Below are 13,462 nucleotides of genomic sequence, written 5' to 3'. Positions count from 1 at the left end.
CCTCCAGCCTGTTCAGCACTGTTATCCGTCAACACTCTGAAGTTAACCGTTAGCAATCTATTAAAAATCATACAGATAGATATGATTTCTCAGAAATTAACGAGCTTTTATCAGCCGCTTCGCTGAAATTAGACCCTTTGCGCCTCTTCGATCAATATCTGCCTGTACCGACCCTTAGCGATGCCTGTAGGATGCTGTTGGTCTATTTTCCGATGTCTTGCTCATGCCTTACTCCAAACGCCAGTCGACTTTCGTAGCCTTACTGGTAGCTGCTACTTTTTTTATGGAAAACCTGGACGCCACGGTCATTGCAACGGCGCTTCCACAGATGGGCGAGTCGTTCCAACGCTCGGCAGTCGATCTCAACGTTGGCATTAGTGCCTACATTCTGGCGTTGGCCGTGTTCATTCCAATAAGCGGTTGGATTGCTGATCGCTTTGGCGCTCGCCGCGTTTTTGCGAGTGCTATTGGTGTTTTCACACTGGCCTCGCTGTTATGCGGCATTGCCCAGACACTTGAGCAATTTATTGGTGCCAGGGTGCTGCAAGGTATTGGCGGCGCAATGATGGTGCCTGTGGGACGTTTGGTAGTACTGCGTATTACAGAAAAAAAGGATCTGGTCAAAGCCATTGCCTTTATTACGTGGCCCGGTCTGATTGCACCTGTTCTGGGGCCACCCTTAGGCGGGCTGATTACTACCTATGCCTCCTGGCGCTGGATTTTCTACCTTAACCTGCCTCTTGGGATGATTGCCCTGGTTCTGACCCTGCGCATGATTCCGACGGGTACTGAAACACGCCGTGCACCATTAGACTGGTTTGGCTTTTTCTTGGTGGGCGGCGCCTGCCTTACACTTATGTTCGGCATGGAGCAGATTGGCCAAGGACACGATACGTTGGGTAGCAACCTGGTATGGATACTGACTGGCCTTATATTGGGTGGACTGGCTGTCTGGCATATGCGCCAACAAGAGCACCCGCTGATTGATCTCTCCAACCTGCGCATTCAAACCTACAGAGTGTCCTTGTATGGCGGCACCCTGTTTCGTATCAGCATCAACACAGTTCCCTTTCTGCTACCGCTGATGTTCCAACTATGCTTTGGCTTCAATGCCTTTCATGCCGGCCTGATTCTCTTGGCGTTGTTTGCCGGGAATCTGTTCATGAAGATATTTACTACACCAGTCATGCGGCTGTTTGGTCTACGACGAACATTAATCGTCAACGGCCTGTTCTGCGCCGCGACACTCTTACTTTGTGCCCTGCTATCCGAGCGCTGGCCCCTACCCGCCATTTTGGTCTTGCTATTTGTAAGCGGTATGGCACGCTCGCTGCAATTCACAGCCAACAACACGCTTGCCTTTGCCGATGTTCCCAAACCCAATATGAGCGACGCCTCTACACTGTTTAGTACGGTATTTCAGTTATCAACTGGTATTGGTGTAGCTATTGGCGCACTGGCTCTCAGGGCATCGATGGACTGGAATAATCACACCACTGCGCAGCTTACGGATTTCCACACAGCGTTTATCGTTATCGGCTTGATAGGCTTGCTGAGTGTAATAGACAGCTTTGGATTGGCACGCAATGCAGGGGATGACGTCACAGGGTATCAGCCGCACCGCAACCGCTGAGGAAACGCCTCAACGGTTAAACGTCAGCCCACTGCCGGAGCAGATTATGATAGGTCCCGGTCAATGCAATTAGAGCCTCATGATCGGGTACATCGCGGGTAAGGCGCTGGATGGCCTGATCCATGTCATACAGGAGACGGCGGTGACCATCGTCACGCACCAGACTCTGGGTCCAGAAAAAACTGGCGATACGTGCACCACGCGTCACCGGCGCAACCCGGTGCAGGCTGGTCGAGGGGTAGATGACCATATCACCTGCAGGAAGCTTTACCTGCTGCTCACCATAGGTGTCCTGGATAACCAGTTCGCCGCCGTCGTACGTCTCAGGTGAAGAAAAGAAAAGCGTTGCTGAAACATCCGTACGGACTCGCTCTGGATGTCCTTTCAGCGCTCGGATGGCATTATCGATATGAAACCCGAAAGACCCACCTTCCTTATAGCAATTGAACAGAGGCGGAAAAACCTTTCGCGGCAACACTGCCGAAACAAAGGTAGGGTGATGGCTCAAGCGCTGAACGATCTGGTTTCCCAGCTCGATCGCGACCGGATCATCTTCGGGTAGTTGAATGTTGTGCTTGGCTCTAGCTGACTGATGGCCTGCTGTTACCTTGCCATCGCCCCATTTGGCACGCTGTAAGACATGTTGGATTTCACGGGCTTCGTCAGGTGAAAACACGCCGGGTATATGCACCAGCATAAACAACTCCTCAAGAGTCAGAACGCAAGGCAGGCGGTAATGAGGGGTCAGCCACACCCCTGGAGGCTGATGACTGAGCGCTCATCATCCGCACGCAGTGGTTATGAATTTCTGCGGCCAGGGCACGCAAGGGCGTTATATCGGAAACTGCGAGTGCTTCGGCGATCTTTTGCAAAAAGCCTGGCGTTGCGGTGCGCATGGCCTGACGTAGCCATAACACGGCCTCATCCACCCGACCCTGCCGGGCCAGCAAGGCAGCATGACTGCATTGTCCTCGAAAATCGCCTGCCTGAGCGGAAGACAAGTACCAGCGTGCAGCCTCTTCCATATCCACCGGCACTTCCCACCCTTCCTCGTAAAAGCGCCCTACCAGATTCATTGATTTGGCATGGCCTTGCCTGGCCGCCTGACGATAAAGCGATAGCGCGGCGGTGCGGTTCCTGGGTACACCACGCCCCTGCGTCAGCAGGTTGGCATAGTTGTACATCCCCCAGTCGAGCCCTTGCCGGGCCGCCTGCGCATAAGCCTGTGCTGCAGCAGGAAGGTCAACCTTGCAGCCCCAACCATTCTCCAGACAGCGCCCCACCATGTTCATGGCCTCTACATGACCATTACGGGCAGCAATACGAAACCAATGCAGTGCCAGCCGTTGGTCACGTTGAATACCATTACCATCGAGCAGGATTTGCCCGAGGCGCGCCTGCGCCTCGGGCACACCACGCCCAGCACCCTGCAGGAGGAGCCGGGCGAGCCGCCGCGGATCCTCCAGTCCAAAACGCAACAGGGTGTCAGCGTTTACCCGCGCATGCCGCTTCCTCAAAAGCTGTACTCGGCTGTCAGCTGAGCACCGCGCCCTTCGCCGGGAACACCAAAGCCACGGCCGTTGTACTGACGCCAGTAATGCCTGTCGAACAGATTGACGATATTGAGGCGCAGAGACAGATCAGACGTTGCCTGCCAGTCCACCGCGGCATTGTGCACCACGTAATCAGGCACTTTCACACGCTGCTCACTCGTAATGGCCTGAGCACGCCCCAAGGCGATATAGCGCTCACCCACATAGTTGACGCCATAGCTGACCGTGACCTGATGCGGCAAGGCGTAGCTGGTCCAGAGGCTGGCCGAATGACGCGGCGTATTGGGTAGCGAAATTCCTTCTTCACTGGCGTTGGGGTTAGCAAAGTCGGCACTGCTGTTCACGGAGCTGTAACTGCGGATTTTGCTCTTCATGTACGCATATCCGCCGAATACTGACCACTTGTCCGTGATGTTGCCGGAAGCACCCAGCTCAAAACCATCAACACGGTATTTTGAGTTAAAGGCGTTACCCAATTCATCATCACCGTCGTATTGCGTACTTTCGAGGTCGGTACGGAACAGCGCAGCCGTGAGTGATAACCGCTCGTGCATCAGGTCCCATTTGGTGCCCACTTCATAGGTCTTGCCTTTAGTGGGGGAAAGTCCGTTCTCACCCAGGCTTCCTGTTGTTGCAATCTGAATGGATCCAGGCTGCTTGGCGTTGCCGTAGCTGACGTAGAATGTGCCGTTATCGACAGGCTTATAGCTAAGGGCGCCACGATAGCTGAAGAGCTTTTCCTTCTGACTGACGTTTGCTGCATCTGTCCAGTCGCTTAGCGTACCGGTTGCCGCGCCCAAGGTCCGGGAGCGATCACGCGTAGTGCGCGCCTTCCAATGATCCTGTCGAGCCGACACATCCAATTGCCACTGAGGGGAAAACTTCAGGGTGTCGATCAGGTAATAGGCCTTGGTTTCCGACTCAGCGTTGATCTCGCCGGTATAAGCGATCTCACGGGAACCGACAAACTTGGAGGGAGGACTGCCCGGATTAACGGCGAAGATATTGTTCTGAGCACCATAACGCAGACTGCCAGTCTTGTACTGGAGGTCTTCACGCGTATATTCCAGCCCTGTTACGAGCGTATGCTCAACACCTGCAGTATCGAAGCGCCATGTAACGTTAGCCTGATCACTTACGGTCTGGTTATCGGTATGACGCGCCGAACCGCGCAAACGACGTAGCGAGCCGTTCCCGCCCGCTTGCAGCGAGAAGTCACCACCTGGTGTCGTCACAACATAGCTGCGCTGAAGCTGATTGAATGAAAGCTGGTTGCTGAACGAGACGCTGCTATTGAAGTCATGCTCAAACCGCCAGGTTGCGCGGTCGATACGATTGTCTTCCTTGTCCAGGTTACGGTAGCCAAAGTATCCGTCCCACTTGACCCCAGGTACTCGGCCTGGATGACCACCACTTTGCCGAGGATTCTTCCCATCATGCAGGGTCGGAATGCCGTAATCGTAGTTACCGGTGTCTTCCAGGTGCTCATAGGTAAGGATATTGCGCGTATCGGTATTGAGTCCAAAGGCAAGCGAGGGCGCAATACCCCAACGATCCCGTTCGATCCAGTCACGTCCGTTGACGCCCGACTCGTGTCCAACCAGGTTCAACCGAAACGCGGTACCGCTGTCTTCGTCGAGCACATGGTTAGTATCCAGTGTGAGGCGTTTGTACTCTGCCGTTCCCACCCCGGCAGTGACACGATTGAACTCATGAAGACTAGGCGTTTTGGTCACCATATTTATAGCGCCACCAATAACACCTGCGCCCCAGGCTGCTGAGCTGGAGCCCTTTACGACTTCAACCTGCTCGGTATTGAACATCTCGGAGCGGGTATAAAAAGCAGAGTCACGTACACCATCCAGATAAACGTTCGAGCCGCCATAATTGCCGCTGTTAAAGCCACGGATATTGATGCTATCCCCAACACCACCCGCGCCCTCACCCGAGCTGAACGTAATTCCCGGTACATTGGACAGTACCTGCTCAAGCGTCTGTGCGTTCTGCTGCTCGATTACTGCCTGCGGGACTACCGTGATGCTTTGTGGCACGTCACGTAGGGGCTGTGTGTACTTGTCCGAGGAAAGCTTCTGCGTCTGGTATTCCCCTTCTGCATCAGCCGTTACGGTCAGACTATCCAGCTCCTGCGGCGCCTGCTCTGCAGCTTGTCCATGAGTCAGTCCCGATAACGAAGCCAGTGCCAAGCCTATTGATGTCTTGTAAGGAAGACTGCTGACCGAAGTATCTTTCTCTCGCATGACTAGCCCTTATTTCACGTTATTTTCACAAATGTCAAAATTTCGTGAAAGATGATAATGATTATCACGTAATTCTTCCAGTCCATGTTTGGTCGCTTAAATATTCGGGAAGGAACACAGACAGGAACATCAGCCGAGGGACCTGCTATGATGCGCGCCCTTCGCTGACCTCAACTTATTCGGAGCCTTTTCCATGCTGGAAAAACTCTTCCAACTCAAGGCCCATGGCACGAATGTGCGTACGGAGCTGCTGGCAGGTGTGACGACCTTTCTGGCCATGGCCTACATCTTATTCGTCAACCCGAGCATCCTCGGTGAGACAGGCATGGATAAAGGCGCGGTATTCGTTGCTACCTGTCTGGCGGCTGCCATTGGCTCTGCCATCATGGGCATGATTGCCAACTACCCTATCGCCTTGGCACCGGGAATGGGCCTCAATGCCTTTTTTACCTATACCGTCGTGCTACATATGGGGCACACCTGGCAGGCGGCTCTGGGTGCAGTATTCCTGTCAGCATTGATGTTCTTCATCCTGTCGATCTTTCGCATCCGCGAATGGATCATCAACAGTATTCCACTGGAATTGCGTTCGGGCATTGCAGCAGGTATTGGCCTGTTTCTGGCACTGATTGCCCTTCAGGGCGCGGGTATCGTGGTAGACAACCCCGCTACGCTGGTAGGCCTGGGTGATCTGACCAAACCCGGCCCGATCCTGGCAGTTCTGGGTTTCTTCCTGATTGTTGCACTGGAAGCACGTCGCGTAACCGGCGCTGTACTGATCGGTATTCTAGCGGTCACCGTGGCAGCTATTGCTATTGGTGTCACGCCCTTTGGTGGCGTGCTGTCCATGCCACCCTCTCTGGCCCCCACCTTTCTGCAACTGGATATAAAGGGTGCGCTGGACATCGGCCTGGTCAGTGTGATCTTTGCCTTTCTGTTTGTAGACCTGTTCGATAACTCCGGTACGCTGATTGGCGTAGCCAAGCGTGCCGGTCTCATGGGCCCGGATGGCCATCTGCCCAAGATGGGCCGGGCGCTGATTGCTGATAGCAGCGCCGCCATGTTTGGCTCCCTCCTAGGCACGTCCACCACGACCAGCTATATCGAATCTGCTGCGGGCGTCAGTGCTGGTGGTCGTACAGGTCTGACCGCTGTTACTGTAGCAGTGCTATTCCTGCTGGCTCTGTTCTTTGCGCCACTGGCTGGCAGCGTTCCTGCCTTTGCCACGGCGCCGGCCCTGTTCTTCATCGCAGTACTGATGGCTTCAGGTCTGGCGGAGATTGAGTGGGATGATTTGACCACCGCCGCACCGGTTCTAATCACTGCACTGGCCATGCCACTGACTTACTCTATCGCCAACGGCATCGCGTTTGGTTTCATCTCCTGGACGGTTATCAAACTATTGTCAGGCCGTACGCGTGACCTGAACATCGCCTTGATCATCCTATCCATTCTCTTCGTCATCAAATTAGGCTGGTTCAACGCCTGATATTGAACACCGGGGTGAGCCTGGCTCACCCTTTTTAGCTGTAAGGCAGTGGTACTGCCTGATCAGTCTTGACGATGCGTAGCGACAAGCCGTTGCCTTAGGGTTTTACCTGAGGCCTCGGCCCGAGAAAACTCTCAGACTAATGGCATTGGCTAAGTACAGCCTTGCCTCCACCCTAGCTGAAAAGCCCACTACGTTCACTGAGCTGACCATGAATGTTCCCTCCTTCGAGCCTGCAGATTATGCAACGCAGCTAATGGCGAAAAAGACTCGTCTTATCGAGCTGCTGGCTCCATTCGATGCACCCGAACCTGAAGTATTCGACTCGCCCCTCGCGAATTTCCGACTGCGCGCCGAGTTTCGTCTATGGCGTGAAGAAGGCGAACGGCATTACGCCATGTTCGAACAAGGCGACAAGTACACGCCCATCCTGATCGAAAGCTTCCCGATTGCGAGTCCGCTTATCAATGAGCTGATGCCTCGCCTCAAGGCAGCCTGGCAGGCTAGCGAGACGCTCTCATTTAAACTGTTTCAGGTAGAGTTCCTGACGACCTTGTCAGGAGATGCACTTATTACTCTTGCCTACCATCGTCCGTTGGACGATGCCTGGGAAACTGCCGCAGAATGCCTGGCCGCCGAACTGGGCGTGAATATTATCGGGCGCTCGCGTGGCAAACGAATTGTAGTGGGTCAGGATTACGTCAATGAAAAGCTGACCATCGCCAACCGTGAGTACCGTTATCGCCAGCCGGAAGGTGCATTTACTCAGCCTAATGGAACGGTCAATCAGAAGATGCTGAGCTGGGCCTATGATGCGCTGGGCGAGCGGGACGATGACTTGCTTGAACTGTATTGTGGCAACGGCAATTTCACGCTGCCGCTGTCTACCCGGGTCCGCAAGGTACTGGCTACCGAGATCAGCAAATCGTCTGTCAATGCTGCACTGGCAAACCTGGCAGATAATGAAATCGATAACGTAACGTTAGTACGCCTGTCTGCAGAGGAACTCACCCAGGCCCTCAATGAGGTGCGCCCGTTTCGCCGCCTGGCGGGTATCGATCTAAAGAGTTATGCCTTTGGAAGCGTCTTTGTCGATCCGCCTCGTGCAGGCATGGATCCCGATACCTGCGAGTTGACACGCCGCTTCGACCGTATTCTTTATATCTCCTGCAACCCGGAAACGCTGGCCGCGAATATCGTACAGCTGCATGACACTCACCGTATCGTGCGTTGCGCCTTGTTTGATCAGTTTCCCTGGACGCATCACATGGAAAGCGGCGTTCTGCTGGAGCGCCGCTAAAAGGAAGCCGGGCAGTTATCCTGCCCGGCTTCCTACACTTACGTGTCTTCGTGGAACGGTTCGACGGTCTCACGGCGACCATACATGAACGCATCCGCCACATGCCGTAACGGTGCAACGTCCACATCGGATTGGCCGCTTTTTACCAGCTCGGCAAAGCGTGCATAAAGACCAGAATACTCCTCGTCCGGCCCCTCTTTTTCGAGCTGGCCATCGATGTAAAGCTGGCTGCCACCCTTGGATAATTTCAGCGTGCCTTTATCGGTCTCGACATGAATGTCCCATGTCTGCGGCCCTGTCTGCAGGAAATCGAGGTCAGCCTGGATAGCAGCACCAGCCTCGTAGCTGAACTCCAATTGTGCGCGGATCGGCGTCTGGCAATTTTCCGGAACTTGCAGGGCCGCCTGTTTCAGGAAGAACGGCTTGGGCAGAATTTCGGTCACGATGGACAAGGCATTAATGGCTGGATCGAAGATACCCATGCCACCCGGCTCCCAAATCCAGGCCTGCCCAGGATGCCAGACACGCACGTCTTCCTTCCAGTTTACTTGCACAGACTTGATGGTCTTGTCGGCAAGCCACGCCTTGGCCGGCGCAACACCTTGGGCATAGCGGGAGTGCCAACTGGCGAACAGGGTCTTACCTGCCGCTTTAGCCTGTTCGGATAATGCTTCCACTTCACTTAAAGTCGCACCTGGTGGCTTTTCCAGAAACACATGTTTGCCACGAGCAAGGGCCAGCTGAGCCTGTGCATAGCGGACCGCGGGTGGCGCGCACAGAGAAACGGCATCCAGCTCTGGCATAGCGTCGAGCAACGCTTCAAGTGTCTTGTAATGGGCTACGCCATCAAGAGAGGTATTACGGCTGGCGACAGCAACGAGCTGATAGTCCGAATTCTTTTGCAAGGCAGGCAGGTGTTGGTCCTGAGCGATCTTGCCGAATCCGACGATGGCGATTTTGATCATATGATTTTCTCAATCCTTTTCTCAAAGCGCATGAGAAAGCGCGCCTTTATTCTTGTTCAACGGCCTGTGCAGTTTCGCATTCATCATACTAATTTCAAATACCAAGAGGCTCGACAGGTGCACTGGGCACCTCACTCTGCAAGGTAATCCACGCTTTGAGGTTGGCACCCTGTCGTCCTTTACGCCACATGAGCCACGTGGTGGCGGTAGCGAAACGCGCCTCGAGCGGGTGACACGCTACGCTTTCACGCCCTGGCAAGCTATCCAGCATGGCCTTGGGCATCATGGCGACACCGCCGGCAATCACGCAGGCCAGCATGCTGTGATAGGACTCGATCTCCATAATAGGCCCCATCGCACCGCCGGTGGCCGCGAACCAAGCCTCCAGCCGCAGCCGATAGGAGCAGCCGGTTCGGAATGTAAAGACAGGGCGTCCTGCTACATCGGCTGCTGAAGTGACTAAAGGATGATCAGCGCCTGTTACGAGCACCATAGGCTCCTCAAAGAGCGGCATGCCCTCCAGGCCTTCATGGCGGGCAGGTCCGTCGACCAGAGCCGCATCCAATCGTCCCTGTAACAATCCATCGATCAATTCGCCGCTGGGGCCTGTCTGTAATTGCAGTTCTACGCTGGGATAGCGCCGATGGTAGGCAGCAATCATGGCTGGGAGGTGAATGGCGGCCGTGCTGTACATTGATCCTAATATAAAGGCACCTGCGGGGGCACCTTCCTGCACAGCCGCTCGGGCTTCATCTGCCAGCGCAAACAGCCGCTGGGTGTATCCCAAAAGCACGGCCCCGGCTGGAGATAAGTGCAGCCGCTGGCGTTCGCGCTCAAACAAATCCACGCCCAGCTTGTCTTCCAGTTGACGCAAGCGCGTCGAAAGGTTTGAGGGAACCCTGTTCAGCAACGCTGCTGCACGTGCAATGGATCCTGTCTCGGCGACCGCCTGAAAGATACGCAGTTCAGCCAATTCCATAACTGTTCTCTTTTAGTGAATAACCTGTTCTTATTTATTCAGTTTTGGAGAATCCTAACAAGCCTTACCCTCTATGCATTATTTAAGAATCTGCATAGGGATTTCTCATGACTGCCCTGCATCGTCTACTTGCCTGCCTCGTGGCCCTGTCGGTTGCTATGGGCATCGGCCGCTTCGCACTGACACCACAACTCCCCCACCTGATCGCAGAAGGACAGGTCGACCTTACGGCTGCAGGGCTGCTCGCCGCGGCTAATTACCTGGGTTATCTGGTAGGTGCCCTGGATGCCTTTTTCGCTCGCCGAACTCGCTTTCGGCTCATTACCGGTCTTTGGTTATGTGTAAGCCTAACGCTCCTCTCCGTTTGGGCTGAAGGGTTCTGGCCGCATGCCCTGCTTCGCTTTGGTGCGGGCCTGGCCAGTGCCTGGGTATTGGTAATGGTCACAGGGCTCAGCCAGGGCGTAGCCGCCCAGGCAAACAAGCCAAGACTGGGCGCATTGGTATTCGCAGGTCCGGGCGTAGGGATCGTACTTAGCGGCCTGCTGGCCTTGGTTGCCAATTTGAACGGCCAGAATTCGGCCACACTGTGGCTAATCTATGGAGTAGTCGCTCTGGTCATGACGCTGGCTGTCTTACCCGCACTACCGCAAGCAACTGTTGGTCATGTGGCCACCTCGAACAAGCCGATCTCGCCACGCATGATTCGCCTGACAGCCGCCTATGCCCTGGTAGGCATGGGTTATATCGTTCCGGCTACGTTTCTTTCCCAAATGGCTACGGCGCGCTTCCATGGCGAGTGGGTAGCGGATCTGTTCTGGCCTGCATTTGGTTTAGCTGCTGCACTTGGCGTGGTACTGGCCAGCTTTCGTCGTCAGCGTCCCGGCTCTACGCGTCGCTGGCTCATTGCTACCTTATGGCTCCAAGCCGCAGGCGTATTGCTCTGCCTGCTACCTGGCATGAGCGCACTGTTTCTTGGCGTACTGCTGTGTGGAGGGCCGTTCCTGGCGTTCATGCAACTGGTTATGCAGCATAGCCGTGAGTTAGCCCCGGAAACTCCTCACCGCAATGCCGGGCTACTGACAGCGGCGTTCGCCGGCGGCCAACTGCTGGGCCCTTTGCTGGCGGCTGTCAGCAGTCACATCAGTGGTGGGCTTGGTCCGGCACTATGGCTGGCTAGTGCTGGACTGATTCTGGCCGGAGGGCTGATGTTTCAACCAGCCCCTCATGCTACAGCGCAGGCTTCGGCCAGCTAAGCGTTAGTCGTCCTCGTAATCTCCATAGCGCTCGTCCAGCATACGATTCCAGCGGTCCAGGAGGCGCAGCGCTACAATGGCCAGGATAGCAATGACAATCTTGTACAGCTGGCTGTACCAGTCAAAGTTGGCCTCACCTGCATCTGCCAGCAAGGCACCAATGAGGCGAACACTGGCAGTCGACAATTGCAAGAAGACGATCAGCAGTAAGGCAGCCCGTACCAAGTGCGGGCGAAATACAGCAAAGCCAGTAAATAAAGCCAGCCCGAACTGCAAGCCGCCATAGAAGACTTGGATTTCAGTGACCGAGGCGGAGTCCATGAGCAGAACCCCACTGGCATTAGTCATTTCATAGGGCCTGAACCAATAGGCCAGCGCTAAACCCGCCCAGACCAGAGTCTGAACGACCAGAACCGCACGAGCAAAACGCGTGTAAAACATCCCCTGTTCTCCCTTGGGGTGTAGCCGCATGGGCGAAGCCAGACAGATCCATCCGAAAAGGCAACAAGCGTCGCCCCTTTTCGAACAGTCCTAAACAAACGGAAGCATTTTGCACAGCGAAAGACTCAATGCCTCCTGCTCTTTGAGCGACCATGAGTTTATGCTGCCTGCATACCAACCCGAAAGAGACCTTTGCATGCGCCGCCTAGTTCTACTCGCCGCTTTGCTCGGCAGCACAGTTCACGCAGCCGAGCCCTTGACGATTGATGTATATCGCGATCCCAACTGTGGCTGCTGTAGCCAATGGATCAAGCATCTGGAACAAAATGGCTTTACTGTTCATGATCACACAGAACCCAACATGAGCGAACTTAAGGCCAGGTTGGGCGTACCGCCGCGATTTTCATCCTGCCATACTGGCGTGATCGACGGAAAGTTCGTTGAAGGACATGTACCTGCCCGCGATATTCTGACCCTTCGCCAGCGCCCTGACCTGCTCGGCGTAGCTGTACCTGGTATGCCCATGGGCTCCCCCGGTATGGAGATGGGTGACCGAAAGGATACTTATGAGGTACTGGGTCTCAAGAGAGATGGTGGGGAAGATGTGGTAGCACGGCACTAACGGCTCATGTCCCTTTCATAATCACTACAACGCCTCCTTTATTGGATAAGGATCTGTAACCCTATGGCTTCCGAGACGCTCGGCCACCCTCCTCTGGTACTCTCCATCCAATCCCACGTTGCCTATGGCCATGTTGGCAACGCGGCGGCGACCCTGCCACTGCAATTGCTGGGCATACAGCCTGTAGTCGTTAATACCGTGCAGTTTTCAAACCATACGGGATACGGCGAGTTCAAAGGACAGGTCTTTCCACCTGAGCACATTTACGATGTGCTTGATGGATTAAGAGCACGTGGCATCCTGGCGCGTTGCGATGCCGTGCTCTCGGGCTATCTGGGTGATGCAGCCATTGGTGAAGTGATCCTGTCCGTGGTTCAGGAACTTCGCAAAAACAAGCCGGGCGTGCATTATCTTTGCGATCCCGTGATGGGCGATGTAGGCCGAGGTGTTTTCGTACGCCCGGGGATTCCTGAGTTCCTGCGCCGACGGGCCATCGAGCAGGCCAGTCTGATTACGCCGAACCATTATGAATTCGAGCTACTGTATGGATCATCGCTGGCGTCTACCGAAGAGGCGATACAGGCTGCCCGTGGACTGCTGAGCACACGTGAATGTCCAGGCCCGGAGACCATTGTTATCACCAGCCTGCGAACACCAGATCTACCGCTCGACAAACTGAGTACGTTAGCAGTAACTGCTCGCAGCGCCTGGATCGTACAGACACCCTATATCGAATTGCAGCCATTGCCCAACGGTATGGGTGATGTGTTCTCGTCTGTATTACTGGGGCATCTATTGAGCGGCCTAAGCACACCCGATGCTGTTGCCAATGCCGTCAGCACACTTTATGCCCTGGTAGCGCGGACTGTCCCGGGTAGCCGTGACCTGCCATTGATAGCCGCACGCGAGCAAATCATGACGCCAAGCGAACACTTTGAAGCGATACGCCTGACAACATGACTGCCCTAA

At 54.9% G+C, this 13,462-nt stretch carries 12 protein-coding genes; 6 read left to right on the top strand and 6 right to left on the bottom strand.

What is annotated here, in order from left to right:
* The first annotated feature begins 223 nt into the window (after window positions 1-223).
* Window positions 224-1,633 carry a DHA2 family efflux MFS transporter permease subunit gene (locus IEX86_RS07980; protein WP_188865601.1) on the top strand — a complete coding sequence of 470 codons (1,410 nt, stop codon included), beginning with the start codon at window positions 224-226 and terminating at the stop codon, window positions 1,631-1,633.
* A 16-nt stretch (window positions 1,634-1,649) separates the two neighbouring features.
* Here IEX86_RS07980 and IEX86_RS07975 read toward each other — a convergent pair whose 3' ends face one another.
* The 3 genes from IEX86_RS07975 to IEX86_RS07965 are packed head-to-tail and all read right to left on the bottom strand — an operon-like array spanning window position 1,650 to window position 5,444.
* Window positions 1,650-2,330 carry a Fe2+-dependent dioxygenase gene (locus IEX86_RS07975; RefSeq protein WP_188865600.1) on the bottom strand — a complete coding sequence of 227 codons (681 nt, stop codon included), beginning with the start codon at window positions 2,328-2,330 and terminating at the stop codon, window positions 1,650-1,652.
* 10 nt (window positions 2,331-2,340) lie between these two features.
* Window positions 2,341-3,150, bottom strand: coding sequence for a tetratricopeptide repeat protein (locus IEX86_RS07970; protein WP_188865599.1), 810 nt, complete (start codon window positions 3,148-3,150; stop codon window positions 2,341-2,343).
* Window positions 3,147-5,444, bottom strand: coding sequence for a TonB-dependent receptor (locus IEX86_RS07965; protein ID WP_188865598.1), 2,298 nt, complete (start codon window positions 5,442-5,444; stop codon window positions 3,147-3,149). Before IEX86_RS07965 ends, IEX86_RS07970 begins: the two co-directional genes overlap by 4 nt.
* A gap of 193 nt (window positions 5,445-5,637) precedes the next feature.
* Here IEX86_RS07965 and IEX86_RS07960 point away from each other — a divergent pair, with 193 nt between their 5' ends.
* Both IEX86_RS07960 and trmA read left to right on the top strand, forming a co-directional pair.
* Window positions 5,638-6,933, top strand: a complete 1,296-nt coding sequence (locus tag IEX86_RS07960) for an NCS2 family permease (RefSeq protein WP_188865597.1) — start codon at window positions 5,638-5,640, stop codon at window positions 6,931-6,933.
* Between the two features lie 211 nt (window positions 6,934-7,144).
* Window positions 7,145-8,233 (top strand): tRNA (uridine(54)-C5)-methyltransferase TrmA, encoded by a 1,089-nt coding sequence (gene trmA / locus IEX86_RS07955; protein WP_188865596.1) that lies wholly within the window; start codon window positions 7,145-7,147, stop codon window positions 8,231-8,233.
* Window positions 8,234-8,271: 38 nt separating this feature from the next.
* On the opposite strand, the gene IEX86_RS07950 is transcribed toward trmA, so the two are convergent.
* Both IEX86_RS07950 and ptrR read right to left on the bottom strand, forming a co-directional pair.
* On the bottom strand, window positions 8,272-9,198 hold the full coding sequence (locus IEX86_RS07950) for a Gfo/Idh/MocA family protein (RefSeq protein ID WP_188865595.1): 927 nt from the start codon (window positions 9,196-9,198) through the stop codon (window positions 8,272-8,274).
* Window positions 9,199-9,292: 94 nt separating this feature from the next.
* Window positions 9,293-10,177, bottom strand: coding sequence for a putrescine utilization regulator PtrR (gene ptrR, locus IEX86_RS07945; RefSeq protein WP_188865594.1), 885 nt, complete (start codon window positions 10,175-10,177; stop codon window positions 9,293-9,295).
* 107 nt (window positions 10,178-10,284) lie between these two features.
* Between ptrR and IEX86_RS07940 the strand changes: the two genes are divergently transcribed.
* Entirely contained in the window at window positions 10,285-11,430 is a 1,146-nt protein-coding gene (locus tag IEX86_RS07940; RefSeq protein ID WP_188865593.1) for a YbfB/YjiJ family MFS transporter, read from the top strand.
* Window positions 11,431-11,433: 3 nt separating this feature from the next.
* Here IEX86_RS07940 and IEX86_RS07935 read toward each other — a convergent pair whose 3' ends face one another.
* The gene (locus tag IEX86_RS07935) at window positions 11,434-11,871 is read right to left on the bottom strand and encodes a DUF4345 family protein (protein WP_188865592.1); all 438 of its coding nucleotides are present in this window, start codon (window positions 11,869-11,871) and stop codon (window positions 11,434-11,436) included.
* Window positions 11,872-12,067: 196 nt separating this feature from the next.
* Between IEX86_RS07935 and IEX86_RS07930 the strand changes: the two genes are divergently transcribed.
* Window positions 12,068-12,493, top strand: coding sequence for a DUF411 domain-containing protein (locus IEX86_RS07930; RefSeq protein ID WP_188865591.1), 426 nt, complete (start codon window positions 12,068-12,070; stop codon window positions 12,491-12,493).
* A 63-nt stretch (window positions 12,494-12,556) separates the two neighbouring features.
* Window positions 12,557-13,453, top strand: coding sequence for a pyridoxal kinase PdxY (gene pdxY / locus IEX86_RS07925; protein WP_188865590.1), 897 nt, complete (start codon window positions 12,557-12,559; stop codon window positions 13,451-13,453).
* Window positions 13,454-13,462: the final 9 nt, after the last annotated feature.

The sequence above is a fragment of the Pseudomonas asuensis genome (genome assembly GCF_014646755.1).
Classification (GTDB): domain Bacteria; phylum Pseudomonadota; class Gammaproteobacteria; order Pseudomonadales; family Pseudomonadaceae; genus Chryseomonas; species Chryseomonas asuensis.
The sequence above is the reverse complement of the archived record's forward strand: the minus strand, read 5'-3'. Positions and strand labels throughout refer to the sequence as shown.

Excerpts from the sequence above, each read along its gene's own strand:
- IEX86_RS07980 (WP_188865601.1), top strand. The coding sequence starts at position 224 with ATGCCTTACTCCAAACGCCAGTCGACTTTCGTAGCCTTACTGGTAGCT.
- IEX86_RS07975 (WP_188865600.1), bottom strand. The coding sequence starts at position 2,330 with ATGCTGGTGCATATACCCGGCGTGTTTTCACCTGACGAAGCCCGTGAA.
- IEX86_RS07965 (WP_188865598.1), bottom strand. The coding sequence starts at position 5,444 with ATGCGAGAGAAAGATACTTCGGTCAGCAGTCTTCCTTACAAGACATCA.
- IEX86_RS07960 (WP_188865597.1), top strand. The coding sequence starts at position 5,638 with ATGCTGGAAAAACTCTTCCAACTCAAGGCCCATGGCACGAATGTGCGT.
- trmA (WP_188865596.1), top strand. The coding sequence starts at position 7,145 with ATGAATGTTCCCTCCTTCGAGCCTGCAGATTATGCAACGCAGCTAATG.
- IEX86_RS07950 (WP_188865595.1), bottom strand. The coding sequence starts at position 9,198 with ATGATCAAAATCGCCATCGTCGGATTCGGCAAGATCGCTCAGGACCAA.
- ptrR (WP_188865594.1), bottom strand. The coding sequence starts at position 10,177 with ATGGAATTGGCTGAACTGCGTATCTTTCAGGCGGTCGCCGAGACAGGA.
- IEX86_RS07940 (WP_188865593.1), top strand. The coding sequence starts at position 10,285 with ATGACTGCCCTGCATCGTCTACTTGCCTGCCTCGTGGCCCTGTCGGTT.
- IEX86_RS07935 (WP_188865592.1), bottom strand. The coding sequence starts at position 11,871 with ATGTTTTACACGCGTTTTGCTCGTGCGGTTCTGGTCGTTCAGACTCTG.
- IEX86_RS07930 (WP_188865591.1), top strand. The coding sequence starts at position 12,068 with ATGCGCCGCCTAGTTCTACTCGCCGCTTTGCTCGGCAGCACAGTTCAC.
- pdxY (WP_188865590.1), top strand. The coding sequence starts at position 12,557 with ATGGCTTCCGAGACGCTCGGCCACCCTCCTCTGGTACTCTCCATCCAA.